17 protein-coding genes are annotated in these 24,511 nt (G+C 32.0%); 4 read left to right on the plus strand and 13 right to left on the minus strand.

The window, feature by feature from the left end; all coding sequences use genetic code 11:
- Positions 1-68 precede the first annotated feature (68 nt).
- From ACM55F_RS02220 to ACM55F_RS02255, 8 genes are all read right to left on the minus strand, one after another.
- Positions 69-2,081, minus strand: coding sequence for a heavy metal translocating P-type ATPase (locus tag ACM55F_RS02220; RefSeq protein ID WP_416852080.1), 2,013 nt, complete (start codon positions 2,079-2,081; stop codon positions 69-71).
- A 207-nt stretch (positions 2,082-2,288) separates the two neighbouring features.
- The gene (locus ACM55F_RS02225; protein WP_416852081.1) at positions 2,289-2,909 is read right to left on the minus strand and encodes a phosphatase PAP2 family protein; all 621 of its coding nucleotides are present in this window, start codon (positions 2,907-2,909) and stop codon (positions 2,289-2,291) included.
- Between the two features lie 146 nt (positions 2,910-3,055).
- Positions 3,056-6,052 carry a glycoside hydrolase family 3 N-terminal domain-containing protein gene (locus ACM55F_RS02230; RefSeq protein WP_416852082.1) on the minus strand — a complete coding sequence of 999 codons (2,997 nt, stop codon included), beginning with the start codon at positions 6,050-6,052 and terminating at the stop codon, positions 3,056-3,058.
- A gap of 13 nt (positions 6,053-6,065) precedes the next feature.
- Positions 6,066-6,548 carry an ABC transporter ATPase gene (locus ACM55F_RS02235; RefSeq protein WP_091168477.1) on the minus strand — a complete coding sequence of 161 codons (483 nt, stop codon included), beginning with the start codon at positions 6,546-6,548 and terminating at the stop codon, positions 6,066-6,068.
- Positions 6,549-6,614: 66 nt separating this feature from the next.
- A complete protein-coding gene (locus tag ACM55F_RS02240) occupies positions 6,615-7,406 on the minus strand; it encodes a (Fe-S)-binding protein (RefSeq protein ID WP_416852083.1) in 792 nt (263 codons plus the stop codon).
- Between the two features lie 105 nt (positions 7,407-7,511).
- A complete protein-coding gene (locus tag ACM55F_RS02245) occupies positions 7,512-8,843 on the minus strand; it encodes a 4Fe-4S dicluster domain-containing protein (RefSeq protein ID WP_416852084.1) in 1,332 nt (443 codons plus the stop codon).
- A gap of 13 nt (positions 8,844-8,856) precedes the next feature.
- On the minus strand, positions 8,857-9,813 hold the full coding sequence (locus ACM55F_RS02250) for an MlaD family protein (RefSeq protein WP_416852085.1): 957 nt from the start codon (positions 9,811-9,813) through the stop codon (positions 8,857-8,859).
- A gap of 50 nt (positions 9,814-9,863) precedes the next feature.
- Positions 9,864-11,030, minus strand: coding sequence for an N-acetylmuramoyl-L-alanine amidase family protein (locus ACM55F_RS02255; RefSeq protein ID WP_416852086.1), 1,167 nt, complete (start codon positions 11,028-11,030; stop codon positions 9,864-9,866).
- Between the two features lie 83 nt (positions 11,031-11,113).
- Between ACM55F_RS02255 and ACM55F_RS02260 the strand changes: the two genes are divergently transcribed.
- A complete protein-coding gene (locus ACM55F_RS02260; RefSeq protein ID WP_416852087.1) occupies positions 11,114-13,861 on the plus strand; it encodes a putative LPS assembly protein LptD in 2,748 nt (915 codons plus the stop codon).
- Positions 13,862-13,963: 102 nt separating this feature from the next.
- Entirely contained in the window at positions 13,964-14,344 is a 381-nt protein-coding gene (locus tag ACM55F_RS02265; RefSeq protein WP_416852088.1) for a RidA family protein, read from the plus strand.
- On the opposite strand, the gene ACM55F_RS02270 is transcribed toward ACM55F_RS02265, so the two are convergent.
- The 5 genes from ACM55F_RS02270 to ACM55F_RS02290 all read right to left on the minus strand — a co-directional run bounded on the left by ACM55F_RS02270 (position 14,325) and on the right by ACM55F_RS02290 (position 22,562).
- Positions 14,325-14,699 (minus strand): methylglyoxal synthase, encoded by a 375-nt coding sequence (locus ACM55F_RS02270; protein WP_416852089.1) that lies wholly within the window; start codon positions 14,697-14,699, stop codon positions 14,325-14,327. The two genes, ACM55F_RS02265 and ACM55F_RS02270, sit on opposite strands and share 20 nt — an antisense overlap.
- 5 nt (positions 14,700-14,704) lie before the next feature.
- Positions 14,705-15,556 carry an N-acetylglucosamine kinase gene (locus ACM55F_RS02275; protein ID WP_416852090.1) on the minus strand — a complete coding sequence of 284 codons (852 nt, stop codon included), beginning with the start codon at positions 15,554-15,556 and terminating at the stop codon, positions 14,705-14,707.
- A gap of 144 nt (positions 15,557-15,700) precedes the next feature.
- Positions 15,701-16,705 (minus strand): type I glyceraldehyde-3-phosphate dehydrogenase, encoded by a 1,005-nt coding sequence (gene gap, locus ACM55F_RS02280; protein WP_416852091.1) that lies wholly within the window; start codon positions 16,703-16,705, stop codon positions 15,701-15,703.
- 74 nt (positions 16,706-16,779) lie between these two features.
- Positions 16,780-17,766, minus strand: a complete 987-nt coding sequence (pfkA, locus tag ACM55F_RS02285; protein WP_416852092.1) for a 6-phosphofructokinase — start codon at positions 17,764-17,766, stop codon at positions 16,780-16,782.
- Positions 17,767-18,134: 368 nt separating this feature from the next.
- Positions 18,135-22,562, minus strand: a complete 4,428-nt coding sequence (locus ACM55F_RS02290; protein WP_416852414.1) for a translocation/assembly module TamB domain-containing protein — start codon at positions 22,560-22,562, stop codon at positions 18,135-18,137.
- A gap of 212 nt (positions 22,563-22,774) precedes the next feature.
- Between ACM55F_RS02290 and tsaD the strand changes: the two genes are divergently transcribed.
- Both tsaD and ACM55F_RS02300 read left to right on the plus strand, forming a co-directional pair.
- Positions 22,775-23,797, plus strand: coding sequence for a tRNA (adenosine(37)-N6)-threonylcarbamoyltransferase complex transferase subunit TsaD (gene tsaD / locus ACM55F_RS02295; protein ID WP_416852093.1), 1,023 nt, complete (start codon positions 22,775-22,777; stop codon positions 23,795-23,797).
- A 3-nt stretch (positions 23,798-23,800) separates the two neighbouring features.
- A complete protein-coding gene (locus ACM55F_RS02300) occupies positions 23,801-24,508 on the plus strand; it encodes a 16S rRNA (uracil(1498)-N(3))-methyltransferase (protein ID WP_416852094.1) in 708 nt (235 codons plus the stop codon).
- The last annotated feature ends 3 nt before the right edge of the window (positions 24,509-24,511 follow it).

Raw genomic sequence — 24,511 nt, forward strand, 5'->3', positions numbered from 1 at the left:
TTTAATGAAACGAAATTAATAAAAATAGGAATGTGTTTTATGGAAATTTAAGTTAAATCCTTCCAAGCTTAAAACTTAATACGCTGGATCCTTACGGCATTTAAAATCGCTAACAATGCGACGCCAACATCAGCAAAAACAGCTTCCCACATCGTAGCTAATCCTCCTGCTCCCATTACCAACACAATCAATTTAACTGTAAAGGCTAAAAAAATGTTTTGCCAAACGATTTGTTTTGTCTTTTTTCCAATATTAATTGCTGTAAAAATCTTTGTGGGTTGATCATTTTGAATTACTACATCGGCAGTTTCAATAGTTGCGTCACTTCCTAAACCTCCCATTGCGATTCCTACATTTGCCAAAGCAATTACCGGAGCATCATTTACTCCGTCACCAACAAATGCAACGCTTATATTTTGCTTCAATAAAGCTTCTAATTTTTCAACTTTGTTTTCAGGCAATAAATTTCCAAAAGCCTGATCAATATTCAACTCTTTGGCAACAACAGAAACTATTGATTGATTATCGCCAGAAAGCATAATGGTCTCTACATTTAATTTGTGTAAGCTCTGAATTGCCTCTTTTGCATCTTCTTTAAGTTCATCAGCAATAATAAAATAACCTGCATATTTTTGATTGACAGCAACAAGTATAATTGTAAATGGAATAGTATCAATTTCAGTGTCATAAGCGACATTGTAATTTTGCATCAACTTAGCATTTCCTACTAAAATCTCTTTTCCATCCACAAATCCTTTTAATCCCAATCCTGCAATTTCCTTTACTTCAGTTACAATAGTAGCTTTTGTATGGTCTTTGGCAAATTCTATAATTGCCGAACCCACGGGATGTGTGGATTTAGTTTCAATTGCGGCTGTATATTTTACCAAATCAGTTTCTGAAATCCCAACAGCCACTACTTTTTGAACTTTGAAAACCCCTTTAGTCAATGTTCCTGTTTTATCAAAAACGACTACTTTGACTGATGCTATTATATCCAAAAAAGTGGACCCTTTGAATAAAATTCCGTTTTTACTTGCTGCGCCAATTCCCCCAAAATATCCTAACGGAATAGAAATTACCAATGCGCAAGGACAAGAAATTACCAAAAAAACTAATGCTCTATACAACCAATCCTTAAAAATATAATTGTCTATAAATACCATTGGTAGCACACAAATTGCTATTGCGAGATAAACCACAATCGGTGTATAAATTTTAGCAAATTTCCTAATAAACAATTCGGTTGGCGCTTTTTTTGCAGAGGCTTCCTGAACCATTTCCAGAATTTTCGATAATTTACTATCCGTGAAAGCTGTAGTGACTTCTACTTGAGAAATAGTATTTAAATTGATCATTCCTGCCAAGATTGTTTCTCCTTTTGATTTGGTATCAGGCTTACTTTCTCCTGTTAATGCTGCTGTATTGAAAGTGGCGTAATCAGAAAGTAGTTTTCCGTCTAAAGCTAATTTCTCACCGGGTTTTAATTCTATAATTTCTCCAATAGTTACTTCCGAAGCTTTTTTGGAAAAAATATTCACTCCTTCAATTACATTTGCAACATCAGGTCTTTGGTCTAATAATGATTTTATATTCGATTTTGCTCTTCTTACGGCTAACATCTGGAATAATTCACCTATTGCGTAAAATAGCATTACAGCCACACCTTCGGCATATTGACCAATTCCAAACGCACCCAATGTAGCAATTCCCATTAAAAAAAATTCAGAAAAAACAGCTCCTTTGCGGATGCTTTCATAAGCTTCTTTCAACACTGGAAAACCTACCGGAATATAAGCTATAACATACCAAACGATTCGAATCCAACCAGTAAACCAAGATTGTGGAACGTAATTATCAAACAATAAAGCAATCAGCAATCCTATAAAACTAATTATGGAAGGTAAAAACATTCTGAAAGTACTTTCGCTTCCATTAGAATGATTGTGATCTTCCTCATCGTGATTTTCTGATTCACTGTGAGAAGAACAACATCCTGCATCTTCCTCTGCTTTATTGGCTTTTTTTTCTTCTAAAGCACAGCAAGCTTGTTTATGAACCGTATCATGTTTGTGTGTCATTTTAGCTAATTTATTTTTAAGAAAAAGAAAGTACTAATAATCAAAAGCACTACTATTACTGTAAAGTTAGTTGAATTTAATGTCTTATCTTTTGATACAGCACATAAAATTACTAGTAATAATAGCCTGACAATTATTTATTTACAATTAACTATTTTAGACTTGAATTCTGTTCTCTTTCAAACAATAATTGCATTGTTACATACACTACTTGTCCTTTTTAGATCTTTTTTTATTAATCCATTTATTCATTTTATAGCTTAAATATGCTGAACCGCTGCCAATAATTGCTCCTGCAAATACATCGCTGGGATAATGAACCCCTAAATGCATTCGAGAATATCCCACTGCACCTGCCCAAACAAATGATGGGGCAATAATATACCATTTGGGATAAGCCAAACTGAGTGATGTTGCTGTCGCAAAAGCTAAAGAAGTATGTCCCGAAGGAAATGAATTGCCTACAGACGATGTTGCTTGATCGATATCCGGATAGGTTTCAAATGGTCTGTCTCTTTTTATAGTATGTTTCAATGCTGTGGTAATAAATGCATTTACTAAGAATACTTCTCCTATAAAAATTGCTTGTTTCTTGATGGTACTGTCTTTCTTTATTAAAGCAACAGAATATAGAATAATGGGAGTTGCAACACTGATTGGAACCGCACTATTTGTTACTAATTTAAAAGTAGGATCTAAATTCTTATTTCTATGAACATTGATATCCCGTAGAATATTTATATCACTATTTTGAGCATTTACAAAAGTCATGCAAAAAAGCAATACAATTAAATTAACTCTTGTAAAAACGGTACTCCTATTTCTCATTAAGCTGTTTTTATCTCAAATATACTATAATACAAGGTGAAATTTGTAACTAAATACTTCTTATAAAATCATTTTAACAAAAAATAGTCCAAATGAAATTGTCTATAATTTCATTTGGACCATTTTATTATTCCGTCAAAGTTAGCTTAGTTTATAATCGCTTCATAAATCACCTTTTGGATATCTTCCCGAATATTTTCTTTGGATAATCTGTTTTCAGCTGCAATTGGAAAAGTTCTGTTGGATAAAAATACATAGACAATTTGCGTTTCGGGATCAGCCCAAGCCATCGTTCCTGTGTAACCAGTATGGCCAAAACTGGTCATCGAAGCACAACCACACGTAGGTCCTTCAGTACCCAATTGTGGTTTATCAAAACCAACGCCTCTCCTATTTCCTGCCGCACAAAAATAACAGGTATTAAAATCTTCAAATGTCTTTTCAGAAAAATACTGCTGATTGCCATAATTCCCTTTTTGCAGATAAAGCTCCATTATTTTAGCCACATCCATTGCATTCGAAAAAACACCTGCGTGACCGGAAACTCCGCCTTCTAAAGCTGATGACAAATCATTAACATATCCTTGTAAAAGCTGATGACGGAAATACGTATCTGTTTCTGTTGGTGGAATTCTGTTTTTATCAAACTTAGCCAATGGATTAAAACTGGAATTATTCATTCCGAGTGAACGATAAAAATTCTCTTGAATTAAAACATCTAGTGTTTTACCCGTTGTTTTTTCTAAATAATCCTTCAAAATCATAAAAGTAAGATCGCTGTATTTGTATTCTTTTTTCAATGAGAGCTTACTATTAACAATCATTTTCATAATGGTGTCACTAAAATTATTTCTTATAAAAAGACTATCTGCCAATCGTTTAGAAAACTGTTCTTCGGATACTTTTCTAAAATAAATTTCCGAAGGAAATTTTGACTTATCCATTGTTGCTTTATAAAATGGAATTCCTGCGGCAAGTCCTGCGTAATGAGACAATAAATCCTTAAAATTAATATTCGCTTTATTGGAATCTTTAAAAATGGGAGACATTGTTCCTAATGTAGTTTCCAGATTTATTTTTTGCTGATCGTATTGCAACATCACATTGGGCAACGTAGCCAGAATTTTTGTCAACGATGCAACATCATAAATATCTGAATCTTGAACTTTAATCGTTTTATCATAAGTATGGTGTCCGAATGATTTTTGATAAATAACTTTTCCTTTTCTGGCTACCAAAACTTGAATTCCAGGCGTCATTCTGCCATTAATCGCTTTATTGGCAATGGCATCAATTTTTGATAAAATTTCAGTATTCATTCCCACATTTTCAGGAGTTGTAAATCCTAAGCGATTTAACTTTTCAGTTGCTAAACCATCATTTATTTTAAAGCTTGTATTGATAGAAACCGGTAATTTTCCTTTGGCTTCAATAGCTCCAAAAATTAGTTCTGCAGAAACTATTTGAGCAATCGCACTGTTTTGATAGGAAACAACCAATCCTTCGAAATCATCAAAATTTGTAATGGGTAATAACGAGTATGGTTTTGCAAAAACATCCAGAATTACATTATTGTTTTTAGCTAAAAAATTGATCTTAAACAATTCATTAGATTTTAAATCATCGTTTCTAAAAGCTACATCTGATTTGTGATATCCAATGATTACAGTTGTAAACGGTTGCAATTTCACTTGTAAACTGTCCAAATTAGCATCTGCAACTACAGTTACTTCAGCGTATTTTTTCAAAGTCGAAACAAAAGCATCATTACTGTCATCTCCTATTTTTACATAGGCTATTTTTTGTTTGTCCAAATTTTTAATTGGTAAAACTGCTGCTGTATTTTTTAGAATAGTAATTGCATTTTCATACAACTCATATTGTAAAGCATCATTTTCGGATGAATTTAAATCGTTGTATAAATTATCTGTTGCAATGGGTTTGAAACTATTCAAGCCGGCTTTGTATTTAAACTTTAGAATTTTCTTTACAGAAAAAGCCAATCGTTCATCAGTAAATAAATTTAGGGAATACGCTAGCTTAAATTTCTCAATAGCAGCGGGAACATCTTCAGGAAATAACAATACATCATTTCCAGCCATAAAAGCTTCAAAGTTGATTTCGCTTGGTAATTTAAAGTTACTTACACTTTTCATATTCAAAGCATCAGTAAAAATAAGCCCTTTGAATCCCAATTCTTTTTGAAGAATATCAGTTACTACATTATAAGAAATCGAAGAAGGATAATTCGGTCTTGATTCTAAACTGGGAACGTTTAAATGCGCCACCATAACAGAAGAAAGTCCTTCATGAAACATTTTTTTATAGGGATAAAACTCAACGTCCGATAATCTTTCTTTAGAAAAATTAATAGTTGGTAAGCCTTTATGAGAATCTGTTTCAGTATCGCCATGACCTGGAAAATGCTTTCCGGTAGAAAAAATTCCTTGACTCTGAACACCTTTCATTAAAGCAATGGCACGTTCAGTAACTTTGAATTTATCTTCGCCAAAAGAGCGAAAACCTATAATAGGATTTCTGGGATTCGTGTTGATATCGAGAACTGGAGCAAAGTTAAATTGCAAACCCAATCGCTTGCTTTGTTCTCCCATTTTAACACCAACTTTCTCCAATAATTTCATGTCTTGGATGGCTCCAAGTGTCATATTCCAAGGATACCGATACGTAGAATCAAGACGCATACTCAATCCCCATTCGGCATCACTACCAATAAACAAAGGGATTTTTGACTTCGATTGAAAACGGTTGGTTAATTTAACTTGACGAACAGGACCGCCTTGAAAGAAAATCAATCCTCCTATTTTGCTTTCCTGTATCAGTTTATCAATAGCGTTGAAGTGTACGGTATCTTTATTAGAATAAGCGGCAACCATAAATAATTGCCCAAATTTTTCCTCTAAAGGCATTGTATTGTAAACACTATCAACCCATTTATTCCCTTCGGAAGATAATTCAAAAAGCGTGGAAGTATTACTTGCAGCTATGCTGTCCAAATTTTCTGTTTTGGACGGAACGTTGGTTACAATTACTTTATTCTTATTAATTTTTGTCCCAACACAACTTGAAGCTACAAAGAAAATTAAGACATAAAATAAAACAATTTTGATGCCTATTTTTCTCATTGAACTGTTTTGTTTAAAAAAAGCGACTATGCCAGCTATCGATGGCCGGAACTTCCCAAGATTCATTATATTCTTCTATATTATTAACTAAATTATTGAAAACTATAGTGTTTTCAGTAACAGCTTTGTCTTTTACCATTTTCTTGAAATCAATCAAAGGCTTGTGGGCAATATGCTCTCCAAGTTTGAAAGTGACATTCATTTTATCCAATAAATCAACAGTATATTTTTGTTCTAAACTTTGAATAAATTCTACAGAAGAATCGATAGAACAACCCGTTGCTGCTTGTACATCCTGATTTACGGCAATAATGATAAATCGGTTGTATTTTAATTGATACGATGATTCTAAACTGGTACCGTGAGCTGCCCAACCTTCAAGAAAGGATTGCAAGGCAATTTCTATTTCAGAAAACTCGGCATCCGAAAATTTTCTGTTTGATTGATAAATCCAGATTTTAGATTCTTCGGGTAAATTTTCAAATGGAACAAACATCTTAATTATGAGTTATGAGTTATGAATTTTGATTTAGAAAATCAAAGTTCGTAATTTTTAATTGATTTATAAATCTTGTGCGTTAGCAATCAATTCCGCAATATCCATTACTTTTACTTCGCCTTCCTTTTCTTTGTTTTTAATACCATCAGTCATCATGGTGTTACAAAAAGGACAACCCGCAGCAATTATTTCTGGTTTTGTTTCTAATGCATCTTCAGTTCTTTCGATATTCACTTCCTTGTTTCCAGGTTCTGCATCTTTAAACATTTGGGCACCACCGGCACCACAACATAAACCGTTGGCTTTGGAACGCTTCATTTCTACTAATTCAGCATCCAATTTAAGAATCAAATCTCTTGGCGCTTCATACACATTATTGGCTCTTCCTAAATAGCAAGGGTCATGAAAAGTAATTCGTTTTCCTTTAAATTGTCCTCCTTCAATGGTTAATCTTCCGTCGTCTAACAACGATTTCAAAAACTCAGTATGATGAACAACTTCATATTTTCCGCCTAATTCCGGATATTCGTTTTTTAGCGTATTAAAACAATGTGGACAAGCAGTAACAATTTTTTTTGCTTCGTATGCATTCAAAACCTCGATATTCATCATGGCTTGCATTTGAAACAAAAACTCATTTCCGGCTCTTTTTGCAGGATCACCAGTACAACTTTCTTCAGTACCTAATACGGCAAAAGAAACATTGGCACGATTTAAAATTCGAACAAATGCCTTCGTTATTTTCTTTGCTCTATCGTCAAAACTTCCAGCACAACCCACCCAAAATAAAACTTCTGGTTGTTTCCCTTGAGCTAACATTTCGGCCATAGTTGGCACTATTAAATTCTCTGACATACTATTTTGTTGATTCGGTTATTCGTTGATTTGATTATTCGAGTAAGCGGAAATTTGTTATTTCATTTTATTAAATAAAACTTAAACAAATAACCAATTAAATAATTATTCATTCTTCCAATTCAATCGATCTTGCTGATTGTATTGCCATGGCGCACCGTTATTCTCTATATTAGTCATCATAGCATTAATTGGCATTGGTGCAGCACTTTGTTCCATTACTAAATAGCGTCTCATATCCATGATAATTGAAAGCGGACTAATATTTACAGGACATTCCTCAACACAAGCATTACAAGATGTACAAGCCCAAAGCTCTTCCGGTGTAATATAATCGTTCAATAATGTTTTGTTATCCGGAATAAAAACACCTTTATTGGCATCAATATTTCTTCCTACTTCTTCCATTCGATCTCTGGTATCCATCATGATTTTACGTGGAGACAATTTTTTCCCTGTTATATTCGCAGGACAAGATGAAGTACAACGACCACATTCAGTACACGTATAAGCATTCAATAACTGAACCCAATTTAAATCCTGAACATCACTGGCTCCAAATTTACCTGGAACCGCATTTTCATCCACTGGAGGTGCTGCAAATGGATCAGCATTAGGATCCATCATTAGTTTTACTTCCTTAGTAACAGACTCTAAATTATCAAATTGTCCTTGAGGATTTAGATTCGCAAAATACGTATTTGGAAACGCCAACAAAATGTGTAGATGCTTAGAAAAATAAAGATAGTTCATGAAAATCAAAATCCCAGTAATATGCAACCACCAGAATATTTCGGAAAGAAGCATCACTAATTCATTAGACATTCCATTAAATAATGGTTCAATAAATTGACTTATTGGAAATGAACCTGCTTTAATAAAATGAGAAAAACCTCCAGGCACATTCTGTAAATGCAAATCAGAAGCATTCATTAATAAAAACAATGTCATTAAAACTACTTCAAAATACAAGATATAATTAGCATCGTTTTTAGGTGCTCCGTTCAAATCTGGATTAGCAAATCGTTTTAGTTTGATGATATTTCTTCTTATCCAAAAAGAAACAACTGCAACTAAAACTAAAAGGGCCAAAATTTCGAAAGAAGCAATCAATACATCATACGTAGTTCCTAAAAAAGCAAAAACACGATGCGTCCCAAAAAGTCCGTCAATAATAATTTCTAGTAATTCTATGTTTATAATTACAAAACCTACATAGACTATAATATGCAATGCTCCAGCAATAGGTCTTTTCACCATTTTAGATTGACCAAGAGCTATCATGGACATATTAGTCCATCTTGCTTTGGAATTATCTGAACGATTTAAATCAGTTCCAAGGTTTATATTTCTAATTATTTTTTTTACGTTAGTATAAAAATAACCAAAACCAATTACCAAAAGAATGGCAAATAAAATATTGTCTAAATAGCTCATAATTGCTAATTTTTTACTTAGGGATAGAATCGTTTACAGGACCAACATAAGGTTTGTTTTTCTTTCCAAACAAAGAAACATTTACATATCTAGTTGGGTAAAGTCTAACATCTTGTAATAATAATTCTAATTCTTTTGTGGAACTTTTAATATTTTGGTAGAAAGCTTCATCGTTCAATAATTTGCCCATAGAGCCTTTCCCAGATTCCAAACCGCTCATAATACCATCGACTCTAGCTAAAGTTGCATTTAGATTTTTAACTGTTTTTCCTAAATCAGCTTTATTCAGCGAATCAGATATTTTAGAAAAATTTCCGGATATTTTATTAAAATTAGTAACAACTCCATTTATTTGAGTTTTGTTAGCATCTAATAAAGTATTAACGCTTAAAGAAGCTTTATGAAATTGTTCGATAGTCTTGCTCAATTCCGCTAATGTAAGCTTTAAATCCTGCTGTCCTTTTTGGTCTAAAACATTATTTAATCCTGAAATTAATTTTTCAGTACTTCCCAATAATTTTTCTAATTTTTCCTGAAGTGGAGCTAATTGATCTCCTACTTTATCTGTCAGTCCTAATTTTACTCCGCCTTGTAATTTTTGACCATCAACAGCTAAGGTTTTATCTTCAAAATTAGGAATAATTGCAATTTGTTTTCCTCCTATAAATCCTGGCTCATAAATAGAAGCCGTACTCGATTTAGAAATTGGAAAATCAGTTTTTAATTGTAATTCAACTAATAAAACACCTGTGTTTTCATCTATTGTAATACTGTTTACTTTACCTATAACCAAACCGTTTAAAGTTACAGGAGCCGATGCAGCTAATCCTTCCACACTTTTATATTCAACATAAAATGTTTTGTAATTGGTAAAAAGGTCTCTTCCTTTCAAAAAACTATAGCCCCAAATGAATAATAAAATAGATGCAATGACTAATATAGCAGTTTTAATTTCTCTCGTTATTTTCAAAATGTAATTTTTTTTGCAAAATTAATGTAAAATATTTTAACTTGTTATTATTATTTAAGTGCTTCTTGGATACTAATTTTTTCTCCATTTTTAAATGCAATTAAAAAAGCCGAATCATATCCTTTTTCTTTTGCTTCCTGTAATTGCTTTTTTGCCTCATCATAATCTGGAGTTTCACCATACATATATTTATAAACTCTGTTATCATATGCTACAGAAATATTTTTCAATCCTTTAAAATTTTTAGGCGCTAATTCAACTTTTCTAACACTGGCAGAAAGTTGCACTTTGAATAAAGCAGAAGAATTGTCTGTGCTTTTAATTGTTTTTTTAACTTCCGAAGAATTTAAATTTACTTTAGGCTTTATCGGTGATGAAGTGTCTTTTATTGGTTTCTCAATAATTTTCTGAGATGGTTTCTCGTCAAAAATCTCTGTTTCTCCATTTCCATAATAATCTCTTTTATAACTTATAATAGCGTCTGCAATTGCTTTAGCTATTTCATTTTGACCTTCCTCAGAATTTAAAGTATTTCCCTCAATAGAATTAGAAATAAATCCCATTTCTATCAATACCCTTGGCATATAAGCTTTGTGAAGTACCATAAAAGGAGCTTGTTTAACTCCACCGCCTCTAATTTTTTTACCTAAATCCGCAAACTCTTCTTCCACTTTACTTGCCAGCGAAATACTATTATCTAAATATTCCTCTTGCATCAAGGTCATTCCAATCATAGTTTCTGGAGAGTTCGGATCAAAACCTTCGTATTTTTGTTTGTAATCTTTTTCCAAAGTAATTACAGAGTTCTCTTTTTTCGCGGCTTCAAGGTTAGAAGCAACTTTATTCATACCCATAACATAAGTTTCGGTGCCATCAGCTGCAGTGTTTCTATTTGCATTACAGTGAATTGACACAAAAATAGTAGCATCTGATCTATTGGCGATATTTGCCCTTTCAATTAAATCAATAAATACGTCCGTTTTTCGGGTATAGGTAACGCTAATTTTAGGAGTAGCCTCCAATATTTTCCCTACTTTTAAAACTACAGCCAGAGCAATATTCTTTTCAACACGACCTTCATATACAGCACCAAAATCATGAGCACCATGTCCCGCATCTAAGGTTACTCTAAATATATTGGATTGACTATAGGTGGTAAAAGGAACTGTCGCGAGAAGGAGAAAAAATATTATTTTAATTTTATATGTGATATGCATAAATCTAAAAGTTAATTTTAATTAAAACACTAAGGTTATAAATTCTTTATTTGATTATTTTTGACAAAAAATTATATGTAAGTTTGACATCTCAAAAAACAGGCCATAATTTTACAAAAATAGCATTTAAACCTTTGCATACAAACTTATTTAATATCGTTTTATTATCAATTTTCCTAACAATAGGATCTGCTAAATTATATTCACAAGATATAATAAAAAAAACAACAGCTATACCCACTAAAGCACAAACAGATACCACCAAAATCGTTACTGGGAATCCTGAAAATTCAATTACAGATTTAAAAATAGAAACAGATTCGATAAAAAAAGACACTGTCAAACCAAAAAAAGCATTTCTTGACGGTAAAGTAAAATATAGGGCTGAAAACTATGCCAAAATTGATCAAAAGAAAAAACTTATTACTTTATATGATAAAGCGGAACTTTATTATCAAGATGTTGAATTAAAATCAGGGATAATCGTCATGGACTATGAAAAGAACGAAGTCTATGCTGGTCGAATAAAAGACTCCACAGGAGCATACACGCAATACCCCAATTTCAAACAAGGTGCCAATGTTGTAGAACCGGATTCCATTCGTTTTAATTTTAAAACTAAAAAAGCCTTGATTTGGAATTCAAGATCAGATCAAGGAGAATTTAAAATAAAAGCAGCTATTACCAAAAAAGAAAACGATTCGGTCTATTTTCTAAAAAAAGCACGGTTCACCACATCAAAAGATGTGGATAATCCAGAATATTATTTTCAAACCAATAAAGTTAAATTTATTCCAGGTAAAAAAGTAGTTACCGGCTTAACCCATATGGTTATTGCTAACGTACCGACTCCAGTGGCTTTGCCTTTTGCTTTTTTTCCAATGAGTAAAGAGACCAGCGTCTCTGGATTGATTTTACCTAGTTACAATGATTCTAATACAAGAGGTTTTTCTTTACAAAATGGAGGTTATTATTTTGCCCTTAGTGATAATTATGATTTAACCGTTTTAGGTGATTATTACACTAACGGAAGTTATGGAATGCGTTTTGAATCTAGTTATGCGGAACGCTATAAATATCGAGGTAATTTGAATGTACGTTTTGAGAATTTAATTACCAGTGAAAGAGGCTATCCTGATTATTCAAAACAAAAAATTTACAATATACAATGGTCTCATTCCAAAGATTCAAAATCGAACCCAAACTCGAGTTTTTCTGCTTCGGTAAATCTTGGAAGCAGTAAATATTTTAAGCAATCTATAAATCAAGCTAATATAGGTTCGAATCTTAATAATACATTAAGCTCATCCATCTCCTACAGCAAAACATTCAATTCAGTGCCACAGGTTAGAATGTCATTGACTGCAACACATTCTCAAAATACACAAACTGAAGAGATCAATATGACTTTACCAACACTGCAAGTAAGTGTGGATAGGTTGTATCCTTTCGTTGGAAAAGATGGCGTTAAAAAAGGGTTCTTTAAAAATATCAATCTACAATATAATTTAAGCGGTAAAAACAGCATTATAACCACTGATTCTTTATTCTTTAAGCCTGAAATGTTTAGGAATGCAAAAACAGGTATTGAACACACTATCCCATTAAGTACAAATTTTAAATTATTTAAATATTTCAGTGCTTCCTCCTCTTTTAATTATAAAGAAGTTTGGTACACAAAAACTATCAATAGAAGCTATGATGATGAGCAAAGCAAAGTAGTCGATAATATTGTAAATGGATTTGATGCTTTTAGAACGTATTCTTTTTCATCAAGTTTAGGAACTACTATATATGGTACATTTAATTTTGGAGCCAATAAAAAAATAAAATCTATTCGACACGTCATGCGACCATCAGTTTCGTATGGTTATACTCCAAGTTTTGAGAAATATTATGACACCTATGCCTCAGATGCAACTGGAACTATGATAAAACAATACTCTCGATTTGAAGGTGGAATTTTTGGAGCTCCAGGTATATCAAACTCAAATAATTTAGGTTTTGATTTAAGCAATACTTTTGAAGCTAAAGTAACTGATAAAGACAGTACTAAGGTTGAACCAAAAAAAATAATGTTATTAAACAACTTAAATCTTTCAACCAGTTATAATCTTAACGCTGACGGGGTAACTTCCCTAGCGTTTTCACCTGTTAGAGTCAGTGGAGGAACACAACTTTTTGCCAACAAAATGAATGTAAATTTTGGTGCCACCTTAGATCCATATGCAATTGATAATTCAGGCACGAGAATTAATGTTTTTAATATCGATAATGGTGGAAGTCTTTTTAGAATGACTAGTGCAAATATGACCTTAAATTATGCCATATCGAGCAAAGAAAAAGACAAAGTCAAGAAAGACAAAAACGTTCAAAGCGAAAGAAATGGTGGTCGGGAAGATGATTTATTCGGAACAAATACAGACTTAAGCGATAATAGAAGAAGCCAATTTGACGAAAGTGAAGAAGAAGGTGAAGATGCCATTTCAGAATTTTTCAGTGCAAAACTGCCATGGGATATGACTTTTGCCTATTCCCTGACTTATGGAAACAACAATAGAGAAAAAAAAATTATAGGGAATTCCATAATGATTTCTGCTAATGCAGATATAACTCCTAAATGGAAAGCAGGTGTATCCACAGGTTATGATTTTGTACAAAAAGGAGTTACATTCACCCAGCTTCGTTTCGAAAGAGATTTATTGAGTTGGAGAATGGATTTCAATTGGACACCGTTTGGAACAAATGCCAACTGGGGATTCTTCATTGGGATAAAATCTGGGGTATTAAGTGACATAAAATTTGACAAACGAAGTAGTACCAATAGGTAATTACATTTAGTTAACCAACCGAGTAAACTAAACATTCTGCACTTCATTCTATTTAACGGAAATAATTTAAGAGGACTAAAACAATTTAATACATCCATTTTTATGAAAAAGATAATTTTTACAGAAAACGCACCTGCTCCAATTGGCCCATACAATCAGGCTGTTCTTAAAGGAAATACGCTTTATACTTCCGGTCAAATTGCAATAAATCCAGCTAACAGAGAATTAGTTACCACTACAATTGAAGCCGAAACAGAACAAGTGATGCAAAACATGAAAGCAGTTTTAGATGCTGCTGGAATGACATTTGAAAACGTAGTAAAAACTACAATATTCATAATGAATATGAATGATTTTGGAAAAATAAATACTATTTATGGTTCTTATTTTAACGAAAAAACCGCTCCAGCTCGTGAAACGGTTCAAGTGGCTTGTTTGCCAAAAAATGTAAATGTAGAAATTTCTATGATTGCAATGCTATAGCATTTAGCAGTAATTGTGCCGTTGCCTCATTTGTAGCCAATGGCACATTATGTACATCACAAACACGAATTAGCATATTAATATCAGCTTCATGAGGATGACTTGATAATGGATCTTTAAAAAAGAAAACCATTTGAGTTTTACCTTCTGCAACTCTGGCTGCAATTTGAGCATCACCTCCCAAAGGACCTGAAAGCATTTTGGTTACTTTGAAACCAGAATTTTCGGCTTTACCTCCAGTTGTTCCTGTTGCAATCAATTTTATTTTTTCCTCTTGTAAAATCACTTTGTTTTTTTCTAAAAACTGAACCAAGTCCGTTTTTTTGCCATCATGCGCAATAATTGCAATCTCCATAAAAATTATTTATTAGCAATATGATACGCAATAAGCCCATCAATTGGTCTTCTTAGTACGTTACCTAATTTTAATTCATATTTATCAAAAGTCTCCTGCAATTCATCTTTCAAATAAAATGCAATAGAACCTACAAAGTGAACAGGTACTTCTTTACAATTATCATATTGTTTAATATAATTTTTGACAAAAGACTTCATCCCTTTGAATATAATTTTTCTACAAAACTCCGTATCTTTATGTTGAATTAAGAACTTAGCAAATGTTGCTAAATAAGCATTTGGATTCGGTTCTTTATATAATTTGCTTTTAACAGAGTCTGGGTCTAAATCGTACTCTTTTTCAAATTCTACTGCCAATTCTTTTGGCATTTTATTGAAATAATACTTTCTGATTAATTCTTTTCCAAAAACATTACCGCTACAATCATCCATAACGATATACCCCAATGATTGTACTTTTTGGTGTAATTCTTTCCCATCAAAATAGCTACAGTTAGATCCGGTTCCTAATATACTAACAATAGCTTTTTCGCCTTTAGGCGTTGTAGCATAAACTGCAGCATAAGTATCCTCCTCAACTACAATAATTGCGTTAGGAAAATAGTTTTGAAAAATTTGTGAAAGTGAAATTTTCATTCTATCGGTTCCACAACCTGCACCATAGAAAAATAAATGAGTGGCCTCTTTTTTATTTTGTAAAATATCAAAACGATCATTCAGACGTTCAATAATTTCATCTCCATCTAGAATTTCTGGATTCAACCCTAATGTTTGTGTTGTAAACAATACTTTTCCATCGTCATCTATCGCAATCCAATCGGCTTTGGTAGAACCACTATCAACTAATAATCTCATTTTTTTTTGGTTTTTTTGGTTTTTTTGTATTTCGTTTTTTTTCTTATTTAAAATGTATGCTGTAAAAAAATTCCATTTTAAAAAAGTAAACAAAAAATAAAATCCCGTTAAATATAATATAACGGGATTTGTAAATATAAAGAATTATTTTAAACCTGCAATATGTACAGATAAATCAATTAATTTGCTAGAATAACCATACTCATTATCATACCAAGAGATGATTTTGAAGAAAGTAGAGTTCAATCCAATTCCAGCATTAGCATCAATGATAGATGTTCTTGAATCAGAAACGAAATCTTGAGAAACAACTAAATCTTCAGTATATCCTAAGATACCTTTCATTGTAGTTTCAGAAGCATTTTTCAATACAGCCATAATTTCTTCGTAAGTAGTTTCTTTTTCAACTTTTACAGTTAAATCAACTACAGAAACATCAGTTGTAGGAACACGCATTGACATACCTGTTAATTTTCCGTTCAATGAAGGAATAACTTTCCCTACTGCTTTAGCAGCACCTGTAGAAGATGGGATGATGTTACATGAAGCAGCACGTCCACCTCTCCAGTCTTTTCTAGAAGGACCATCAGTAGTCATTTGAGTTGAAGTTGTTGCGTGAACTGTAGTCATTAAAGCTTCAACAATTCCAAAGTTATCATTAATAACTTTAGCTAATGGAGCTAAACAGTTAGTAGTACAAGACGCATTAGAAACAACTGTATCGGTTGCTAAAGCTTTATCATGGTTTACTCCCATTACAAACATTGGAGCATCAGCAGAAGGAGCAGAAATAATTACTTTTTTAGCACCACCTTTGATATGCTCGCTTGCAGTTTCAATAGTTGTAAAGAAACCTGTACATTCAGCAACTATATCAACATCAACTTCATTCCATTTTAAATCTGCAGGATTTCTTTCAGCAGTAATACGAATGTTTTTTCCGTTTACAAAAAGCTTTCCGTCAATAACTTCAACAGTTCCATTAAAACGACCGTGAACTGAATCATATTTTAATAAGTAAGCTAAATGATCTACATCTAATAAATCGTTGATAGCTACAACTTCTACATTATCTCTGTTGAAAGATTCTCTGAATACAATTCTTCCAATTCTTCCAAATCCGTTTATTCCTAATTTTACTTTTGACATTTTACTTTAATTTTTGTTTGTATTTATTTAACTTATATAAAGTCTAATTTCCTCACAATAAACTTTAACCACTTCTATGTTGACATTATATCTGAAACTCTTAATAGCTCTCTATCAATTTCCGTTTTACCTTTTATAGCTTGTTCTAATGGTGTCAAGGCAACTTTATCACTTTGTAAGCCAACCATATAATTTGATTTGCCTTCTAATAATGATTCAACCGCTTTCACTCCTAATCTACTAGCCAATACTCTATCGAAACATGATGGTGAACCACCACGTTGCATATGACCAAGAACAGAAACTCTCACATCATATTCAGGTAAATTAGCTTCAACATAATCTTTCAATTCGAATACGTTTTTACCAATTTTATCTCCTTCAGCGATAACAACTATACTGGATGATTTTCCAGAAGCTTTACTTTTTTGCAATGATTCTAACAATCTTTCCAATCCTAAATCCTCTTCTGGAATTAGAATCTCTTCAGCTCCAGCACCAATTCCTGCATTCAAAGCAATATGACCAGCATCTCTTCCCATTACCTCTACAAAGAATAAACGGTTATGAGAACTTGCAGTATCTCTAATTTTATCAATTACATCAACTACCGTATTTAATGCGGTATCATATCCTAAAGTATGGCTTGTACCAAAAATATCATTATCAATAGTACCTGGAATTCCCATAACTGGAAATCCAAATTCAGTATTAAATATCAACCCTCCGGTAAAGGTTCCGTCACCTCCAATTACAACTAAGGCATCAATTCCAGCTTTTACAAGATTTTCATGTGCTTTCTTTCTGCCTTCAGGAGTTCTGAATTCTGTAGAACGAGCCGATTTTAAAATCGTCCCTCCTTTATTTACAATGTTGTTTACACTTCGAGGTCCCATTTCTTTGAAGTCACCTTCAATCATTCCTTGATACCCTCTGTATATACCTATGCATTCTATATTATGATAAGCACATGTTCGAACAACTGAGCGTATTGCTGCATTCATTCCTGGTGAATCTCCACCAGAGGTTAGAACACCAACCTTTTTTATTGTTTTTGGCATTATTTAAGTATTAAAGTGTAAAATTAGCAAACATTCAGCACTTTTAAAGCTGCATTTTTTATAAATTAGCAAAGCACCCTAAATTCAAACGTTTTCGTTAATAAGTTTTTAAAAAACCAAAATAAAACCTATTTTATTTAACAAAATTAAAAAAAAATCAATTATTATTTGATAATTAACAATTAATTAGTCTTTTATTCTCGTATTAGAGATTAGCTTAAAATAACTATAACTATCAAGAAATACACTATTTAGTTAAAGTGTTATCGTAATTGATTCAAGAAAATTACAAATAATCGTAAGTATTTATAAAGCAACACTTATGTATCTTCGTTATAATTTAGACTTTTAAAGCCAGACAAAAGGTATTAATCCTCTTTAGGAATTACAGCTTCCTGATTTGCTTTTTGTTTTTTTGTAGTTGGTTTTTTAGATTTCATAAAATTAATATAATCCGGAGATAAATTAGAATCTTGATCTTCAGCTGCTGATTCCGTCTGAATTTCAAGTTGATGTTTCTTAAATATTTTATTTACTAATTCTTTAAAAGTATCAAAATCTACTTCGTAAGAAACCCCTAAACCTTGTGTATATCCTATTCCCTGCCCTATGTAATTAATATCATTTTCTTTATTAAAAAGACGTAAATTCATTGTTCCATCTTCGTTAACTCTATAAAGCACTTCTAAATCGCCTACAATTGCGGATTCATTTATTCCTCCAAAAGGAACCCCAACTTTACCATTAATTGTAATCCTTTCATTAATTTTTGAGGAAATAGTTGCCACGAATCTTCCATCAGTTTCTCTTCCTATTCTTTTATCTGCAGAAACAAAATTGATTCCTACTTTGAATTTTTCATTATCCGTTTGAATTATCCCCCCTAATAAGCTTGTTGCAGTTTCAAATAAACTTGCCGAAAAATCAGATTGATTTACCCCTTCAGGACTTAAAAAACCACCCGAAGATAATAAATACAATGCCTGAGTTTGCCTAACATCCTTATCATTTAACTTGTATTGAATTTCTGATTTCAAAACATTACTCACTGTTGGGAATTCTATATTAAAATCAGGTTCGGGACTTGTTAAATCACCACGAAGACCTATAATTACTTCGACAGGAACTTTAGTGTTAAAGGAAGAATTTTCTAATAATACTGCAGGATTTGCTATTGTTTTATACACAGCCTCCAAGTTTAATTGTGCTTTCATAGGATTCCCTTCCCAAGAAATTGACCCTCCTTTTTTGACAGCAAACTTTTTATCAATAAGTCCACCGTATTTAAAGTTATACGTTCCTTCATAAGCCTGGAAATCGCCCCACATATTAAACTTACCCAATGTGTTTATCTTAAATAATAAGGAACCAAAACCTTTCCCTTTCATTCCGTGTCCCGTATTCCTATCTAAAATAACTTCCACTTCAGCATCCGGTGTAATATCAAAATCAAACTCTAATTCAAGTCCGCTATAATTTCTGGTACTCTCAAAAATCCCTTTTTCGATATTGTACTTTTCTTTAGCGGTCACAAAATGAATAAATTTATTATCACTTACACTTTCGGCATTATTAATCGGAATTTTAATTGCAGTTCCTTTTTCTGATTTCGCATCAACTTTAATAAATAAAGAGTTCGTTGGACCCTTTATAGTTGCCGTTCCGTCTATAAAAGCGGTACCATAATAAGCAGCATCATCGCTGTCTTTTGTATCTAAAGCTAAAAGTCTTTTCGAATTAATAGTTAAATCTAATTTCCAATCAGAAAAATTATTATGTTCGACACTTCCATTCAAAGTTCCCTTGGTTCCGTATTTTGTATCTGTTAAGGTATTATTTCTAAACAAAAACTTTTCATCAGCCAAATCAATAATTGTTTTATCTTTTAATTCATAATCCGTATTCAAATAAGGAACAGTCAATCCTGCATTGTCTACAAAAAGACGCCCATTGATTTCTGGTTTTTTAAGATTTCCCTGAATTACCGAATTACCGGATACCGATCCCCTAATATTTGATAAAACCTCTCCTCCCAGTGAACTCAACGTCCCCAAATTAAACTTTTCGAATTTTAGTTTTAAATCTAAAATTGTTTCCTTATTTACGATTTCAAAAGTTCCATTGGCATTGAAAGATTCTAAATTTTCATTTTCAATATTAGAATTTATTGTAAATTTCCTGAAGCTTTCATCTCCTTCGATATTAAAATTCAAAATACCTAAATCTGTATTGTTTACATTCAACTGATCAATTACAATGGAAGAAGTTGGCTGATAAACATTTTTATCTTGTTTATAATTTACTTCCCCATTAATATTTCCTTTAAAAACAAATTTGTCGTTATCAGGTGTAATTTTGTTTAGATCAACATCTTTAAAACTCAGTTTTAAATCTTTATAGGAAGAACCGTTTAAGTCGCCCATTAGTGAAATTTCCTGATCTTCGTGGGACAATATGATATTATCAATATTGAAATTTTTAAATTCCTTATCAAAAACAATCTGATTATCAGGTGTTTCTTTTGCATTCAAAAACCATAGATAATCCTTAAACTTAACTTCGGATTTACTAATTCCAACAACGTTTTTATTGGCTGCATTTATGGTGTGATATAAATTTAAATTATAATAATCTTCCCCATTTGTACCTCCTTTAAATTCAGAACGAAAGAATAATGTATCTTTCATAGTTACATTTATCAAGCTAAAATCCCTAATTTTATAATATTTAGTTTTTATGCTATCCAACTCTATATAAGCATTATAAAGTGGATTTTTATTATCGACTGAAATTCTGATATTATCAAAAGTATTATCTGACGCACTAATTTTTGGCGAATTAAAATTGAGCTTAAATTCCTGATTATCCGAGTTTATACTTCCTTTCACAATCGTATTAGACCCTATTGAAATTTCCGGATAAAATATTTCGATGATTTTATTATAAATCGTAAAATCAAACTTCAGAAACTGTCCTTTTTTTACCTTATTTGGTTTGTAATTTGTATAAAGACTCCCCAAAGAATTTGTCACTAAATTTTTCAACTGATTGAATTCATATCTACCCACAATTTCACCCTGAACAATATCGGGAGAATTCACAGTTATTGTTCTAATTCTACTCTGGTCGAAACTGGAAATTACGGTAAAATCATCAAAATTATAAGTTCCCTTTACATTTTGATAAGAGGTTTTATTGATGTAAACATTTCCCTGAAAATTTTCTATAGTATTCCCTGAAGCCTGAACCACAACATCCCCTTTAAAAACAGATACCGAATCTTTTACTAACTTTAATTTAGATAAATCTGCATTTTCAACATTAATATGAAAATCATATCGACTGTCTTTTTTACTTAAATCCAATAAACCATCGAAAGTCATACTCAAATTGGGGTCATTTATAGAAACCTGACCTTTGTAATTAGGCAATTTGAAAGTACCATTTACAACAACATTTGTGTAAGTATAATTTTTATAATCTATTTTTGAAACATCACCTTTAATAGCGGTATCCAAATATTTTTGTTTAAACCCTTTTCCATCAACATCAATATTCAAAGTTACCCTTCCAAGATCTTTTTGTTCGAATAAAGTTCCAATATCAAAATTGTCTAAAATTACATTTCCTATATAAGAAGCCTTGTCAATTACATCTATATTTTGTATTTCTAAGTTAGAAGTCACTTTCCCCAATGCAGTAATCATAGAAAAATCAGCTTGAACTGCAGTAGTGGAAAAACTTGAGGTTCCTGATGCTGAAAATCTACCCAGTTTTTTTAAAGAAGTTGGTAATTTATTTCCTAAAATATTAGGCAGTATGACTATCAAATCCTCGTAACTTGAGGTTAACTTATCAAATTTAGCATACATGGAGAATTTTTGACCTTTTTTGGCAAACAGATTTTTAAAATTGATATTCCCGTTTATTTGTGTCTTCCTGTCATCAACCAATTCTAAATTACTAAATTTTAAATCATTAAGAGTTCCTTTAATACTTGACTTAGTGTAAAAATGTTGGTTTTTACCTAATTCCTTATAAAAATAGCGAATATCATTTGAAGATATGGAAGCCGAATTCAACTTGATATCAAACTGTACTTTATCGGTAAAATCAGAGAAATCTTCAATTTTATAATTTAATACAACAGTCCCATTTAATGTCGATTCCCTTGTTAACAAATCAAGCTTTTCCAGTTTTATATTCTTTTTTGAATAGCTGAATTTTGAGCTTAAATTTTTCACATACAAACCGCGAAAATCTAAAAATGACATCTTGTTTATGTTGGTAGTCACATCCGGGCCGTATATTTGGAAATCACTTACTGAGGCGTTAAGCTTAGTAAAATCAAGATCTTTTGGATTATCCCGATTATCATCTGTCAAAATAAAATGTCCGTCGTAAATTTGCAGCTTATTGGCTTTCAGCAAAAACTTCTTAGCTGATGGTTTGCCTGTTTCAAATGCAATAATAAATTTGTCTAAGTTGGATTCTTTCTCATTTTTATAAGTTCTCAAATTAAAAAGTAATCCATGCAAATCCAAATCATCAAAAATTAAATCGCCATCTAATAATTTTTTTCCTTCTAAAATTGTAGTTTTTATTCTATCGGCAAAAATAAGCGTATCTTTATGATGGTCACTTATTAATACTTTTTTGAATTTTACTCCTCCAAAAACAGATACCGCAACTCCATCTATAGCAATATTGGTTCCAAAATCTTTATTTATGCTACGAACAAAATATTGAGCAATTTTTGTTTGAACATAAGGCGTGGAAAGTGCTATACCAAGCACCAATAAAAGTAAGATAAGTCCAAGTAGAGAACGAAATACTATTTTTTTAAACTTTTTGATACTTATTTATTTGTTTAATTTTTTATAAAAATTTTATTTTGCTTTTGGAAACAACGGCAGCTTTAATAAAAATTCTTTAATTTTGCCCTTTTATGTAAAAAAACATTTTTTACATAGGATTGTCAAATATAATTCAAAATTTGTGCCTTTTTATGCAAAATCCCGAGGTTTTTATTCTTGCTATCGAAAGTTCTTGCGATGATACTGCAGCAGCTGTTTTACAAAAGGACAAAGTATTGTCAAACATAGTAGCTAATCAACTGATTCACAATCAATATGGAGGTGTAGTTCCTGAACTTGCCTCTCGTGCACACCAACAAAATATAGTACCTGTTATTGACGCAGCTCTTCGAAAAGCAAATATACAAAAAGAACAGTTGTCAGCAATTGCTTTTACTCAAGGTCCTGGACTGATGGGTTCCCTTTTAGTAGGAAGTTCATTTGCCAAATCATTAGCTTTAGCTTTGAAAATTCCTTTGATTGCCGTGAATCATATGCATGCCCATATTTTAGCTCATTTTATTCATGAAGAAGGATTTGAAAAGCCTACCTTTCCCTTTTTAGCTTTAACCATAAGTGGCGGACATACCCAGATTGTGAGAGTGAATGATTTTTTTGATCTGGAAATTATAGGAGAAACTACTGATGATGCTGTTGGAGAAGCTTTTGACAAAAGCGCAAAAATACTTGGACTTCCTTATCCAGGTGGACCTTTGATAGATAAATATGCTCAATTAGGGAATCCTAAAGCTTTTGCTTTTACAAAACCAAAAGTTCCTGGATTAGACTTTAGTTTTTCTGGTTTAAAAACTGCTATTTTATATTTTATTCAAAAGAAAAAATTAGAGCATCCAAATTTTGTTGACGAAAACCTAAATGATATTTGTGCCTCTATTCAATACACCATTATTGAGATTCTAATGGATAAGTTGAAATTAGCCGTAAAGGAAACGGGAATAAAGCAAATAGCAATTGGCGGAGGAGTTTCGGCCAATTCAGGAATAAGAAACGCTATGGCGCAAGCCGAAAATAAATATGGATGGAAAACATTTGTTCCTAAATTTGAGTACACCACGGATAATGCTGCAATGATTGGAATTGTAGGTTACCAAAAATTTTTAACCGGAAATTTTGAAACTTCAGCTGTTGTTTCTAAAGCAAGAATACAATTCTAAATTATGCAATTATTTTACAATCCAACTATTAACGATACTACTGAGAACTTTTCTTTTGACAAAGAAGAAAGCAAACACATCATTAAAGTATTACGTAAAAAAGATAGTGATATTTTATATGTTACCAATGGTTTAGGGTATTTATTCAAAACTGAAATCACTTTAGCTTCTGACAATAAATGTACCGTGAAAATCATTTCTTTCGAAAAGTCGGCACCTTCAAAATTCCATTTGCATTTAGCGGTTGCACCGACTAAAATGAATGATCGTTTTGAATGGTTTTTAGAGAAAGCTACTGAAATTGGCATTCATGAAATCACTCCTATTATTTGCGATCGTTCCGAACGAAAAGTGATTAATAACGAAAGATTTGATAAAATTTTATTGACTGCTATGAAGCAATCGAATATATTGTTTCTGCCAAAATTGAACGATGCGATATCTTTCAAAGAGTTTATTAAACAAGAGCGGGAAGGTTTAAATTTTATAGCCCATTGTGAGGAAACCAATAAAAAAACTTTGAAATCAGCATTAGAGGCAAATAAAAATGTTACCCTATTAATTGGACCGGAAGGAGATTTTACAGAAAAAGAAATCGAATTAGCACTTGATAGCAAATATGTTCCGGTTTCTTTAGGCAATACAAGATTACGTACAGAAACTGCCGCCCTTGTTGCGTGTCATAGCGTTGTTTTTGTTAATGAAGAGTAAGAA

Origin of the sequence: Flavobacterium melibiosi (genome assembly GCF_048158545.1) — a bacterium.
Taxonomy (GTDB): domain Bacteria; phylum Bacteroidota; class Bacteroidia; order Flavobacteriales; family Flavobacteriaceae; genus Flavobacterium; species Flavobacterium melibiosi.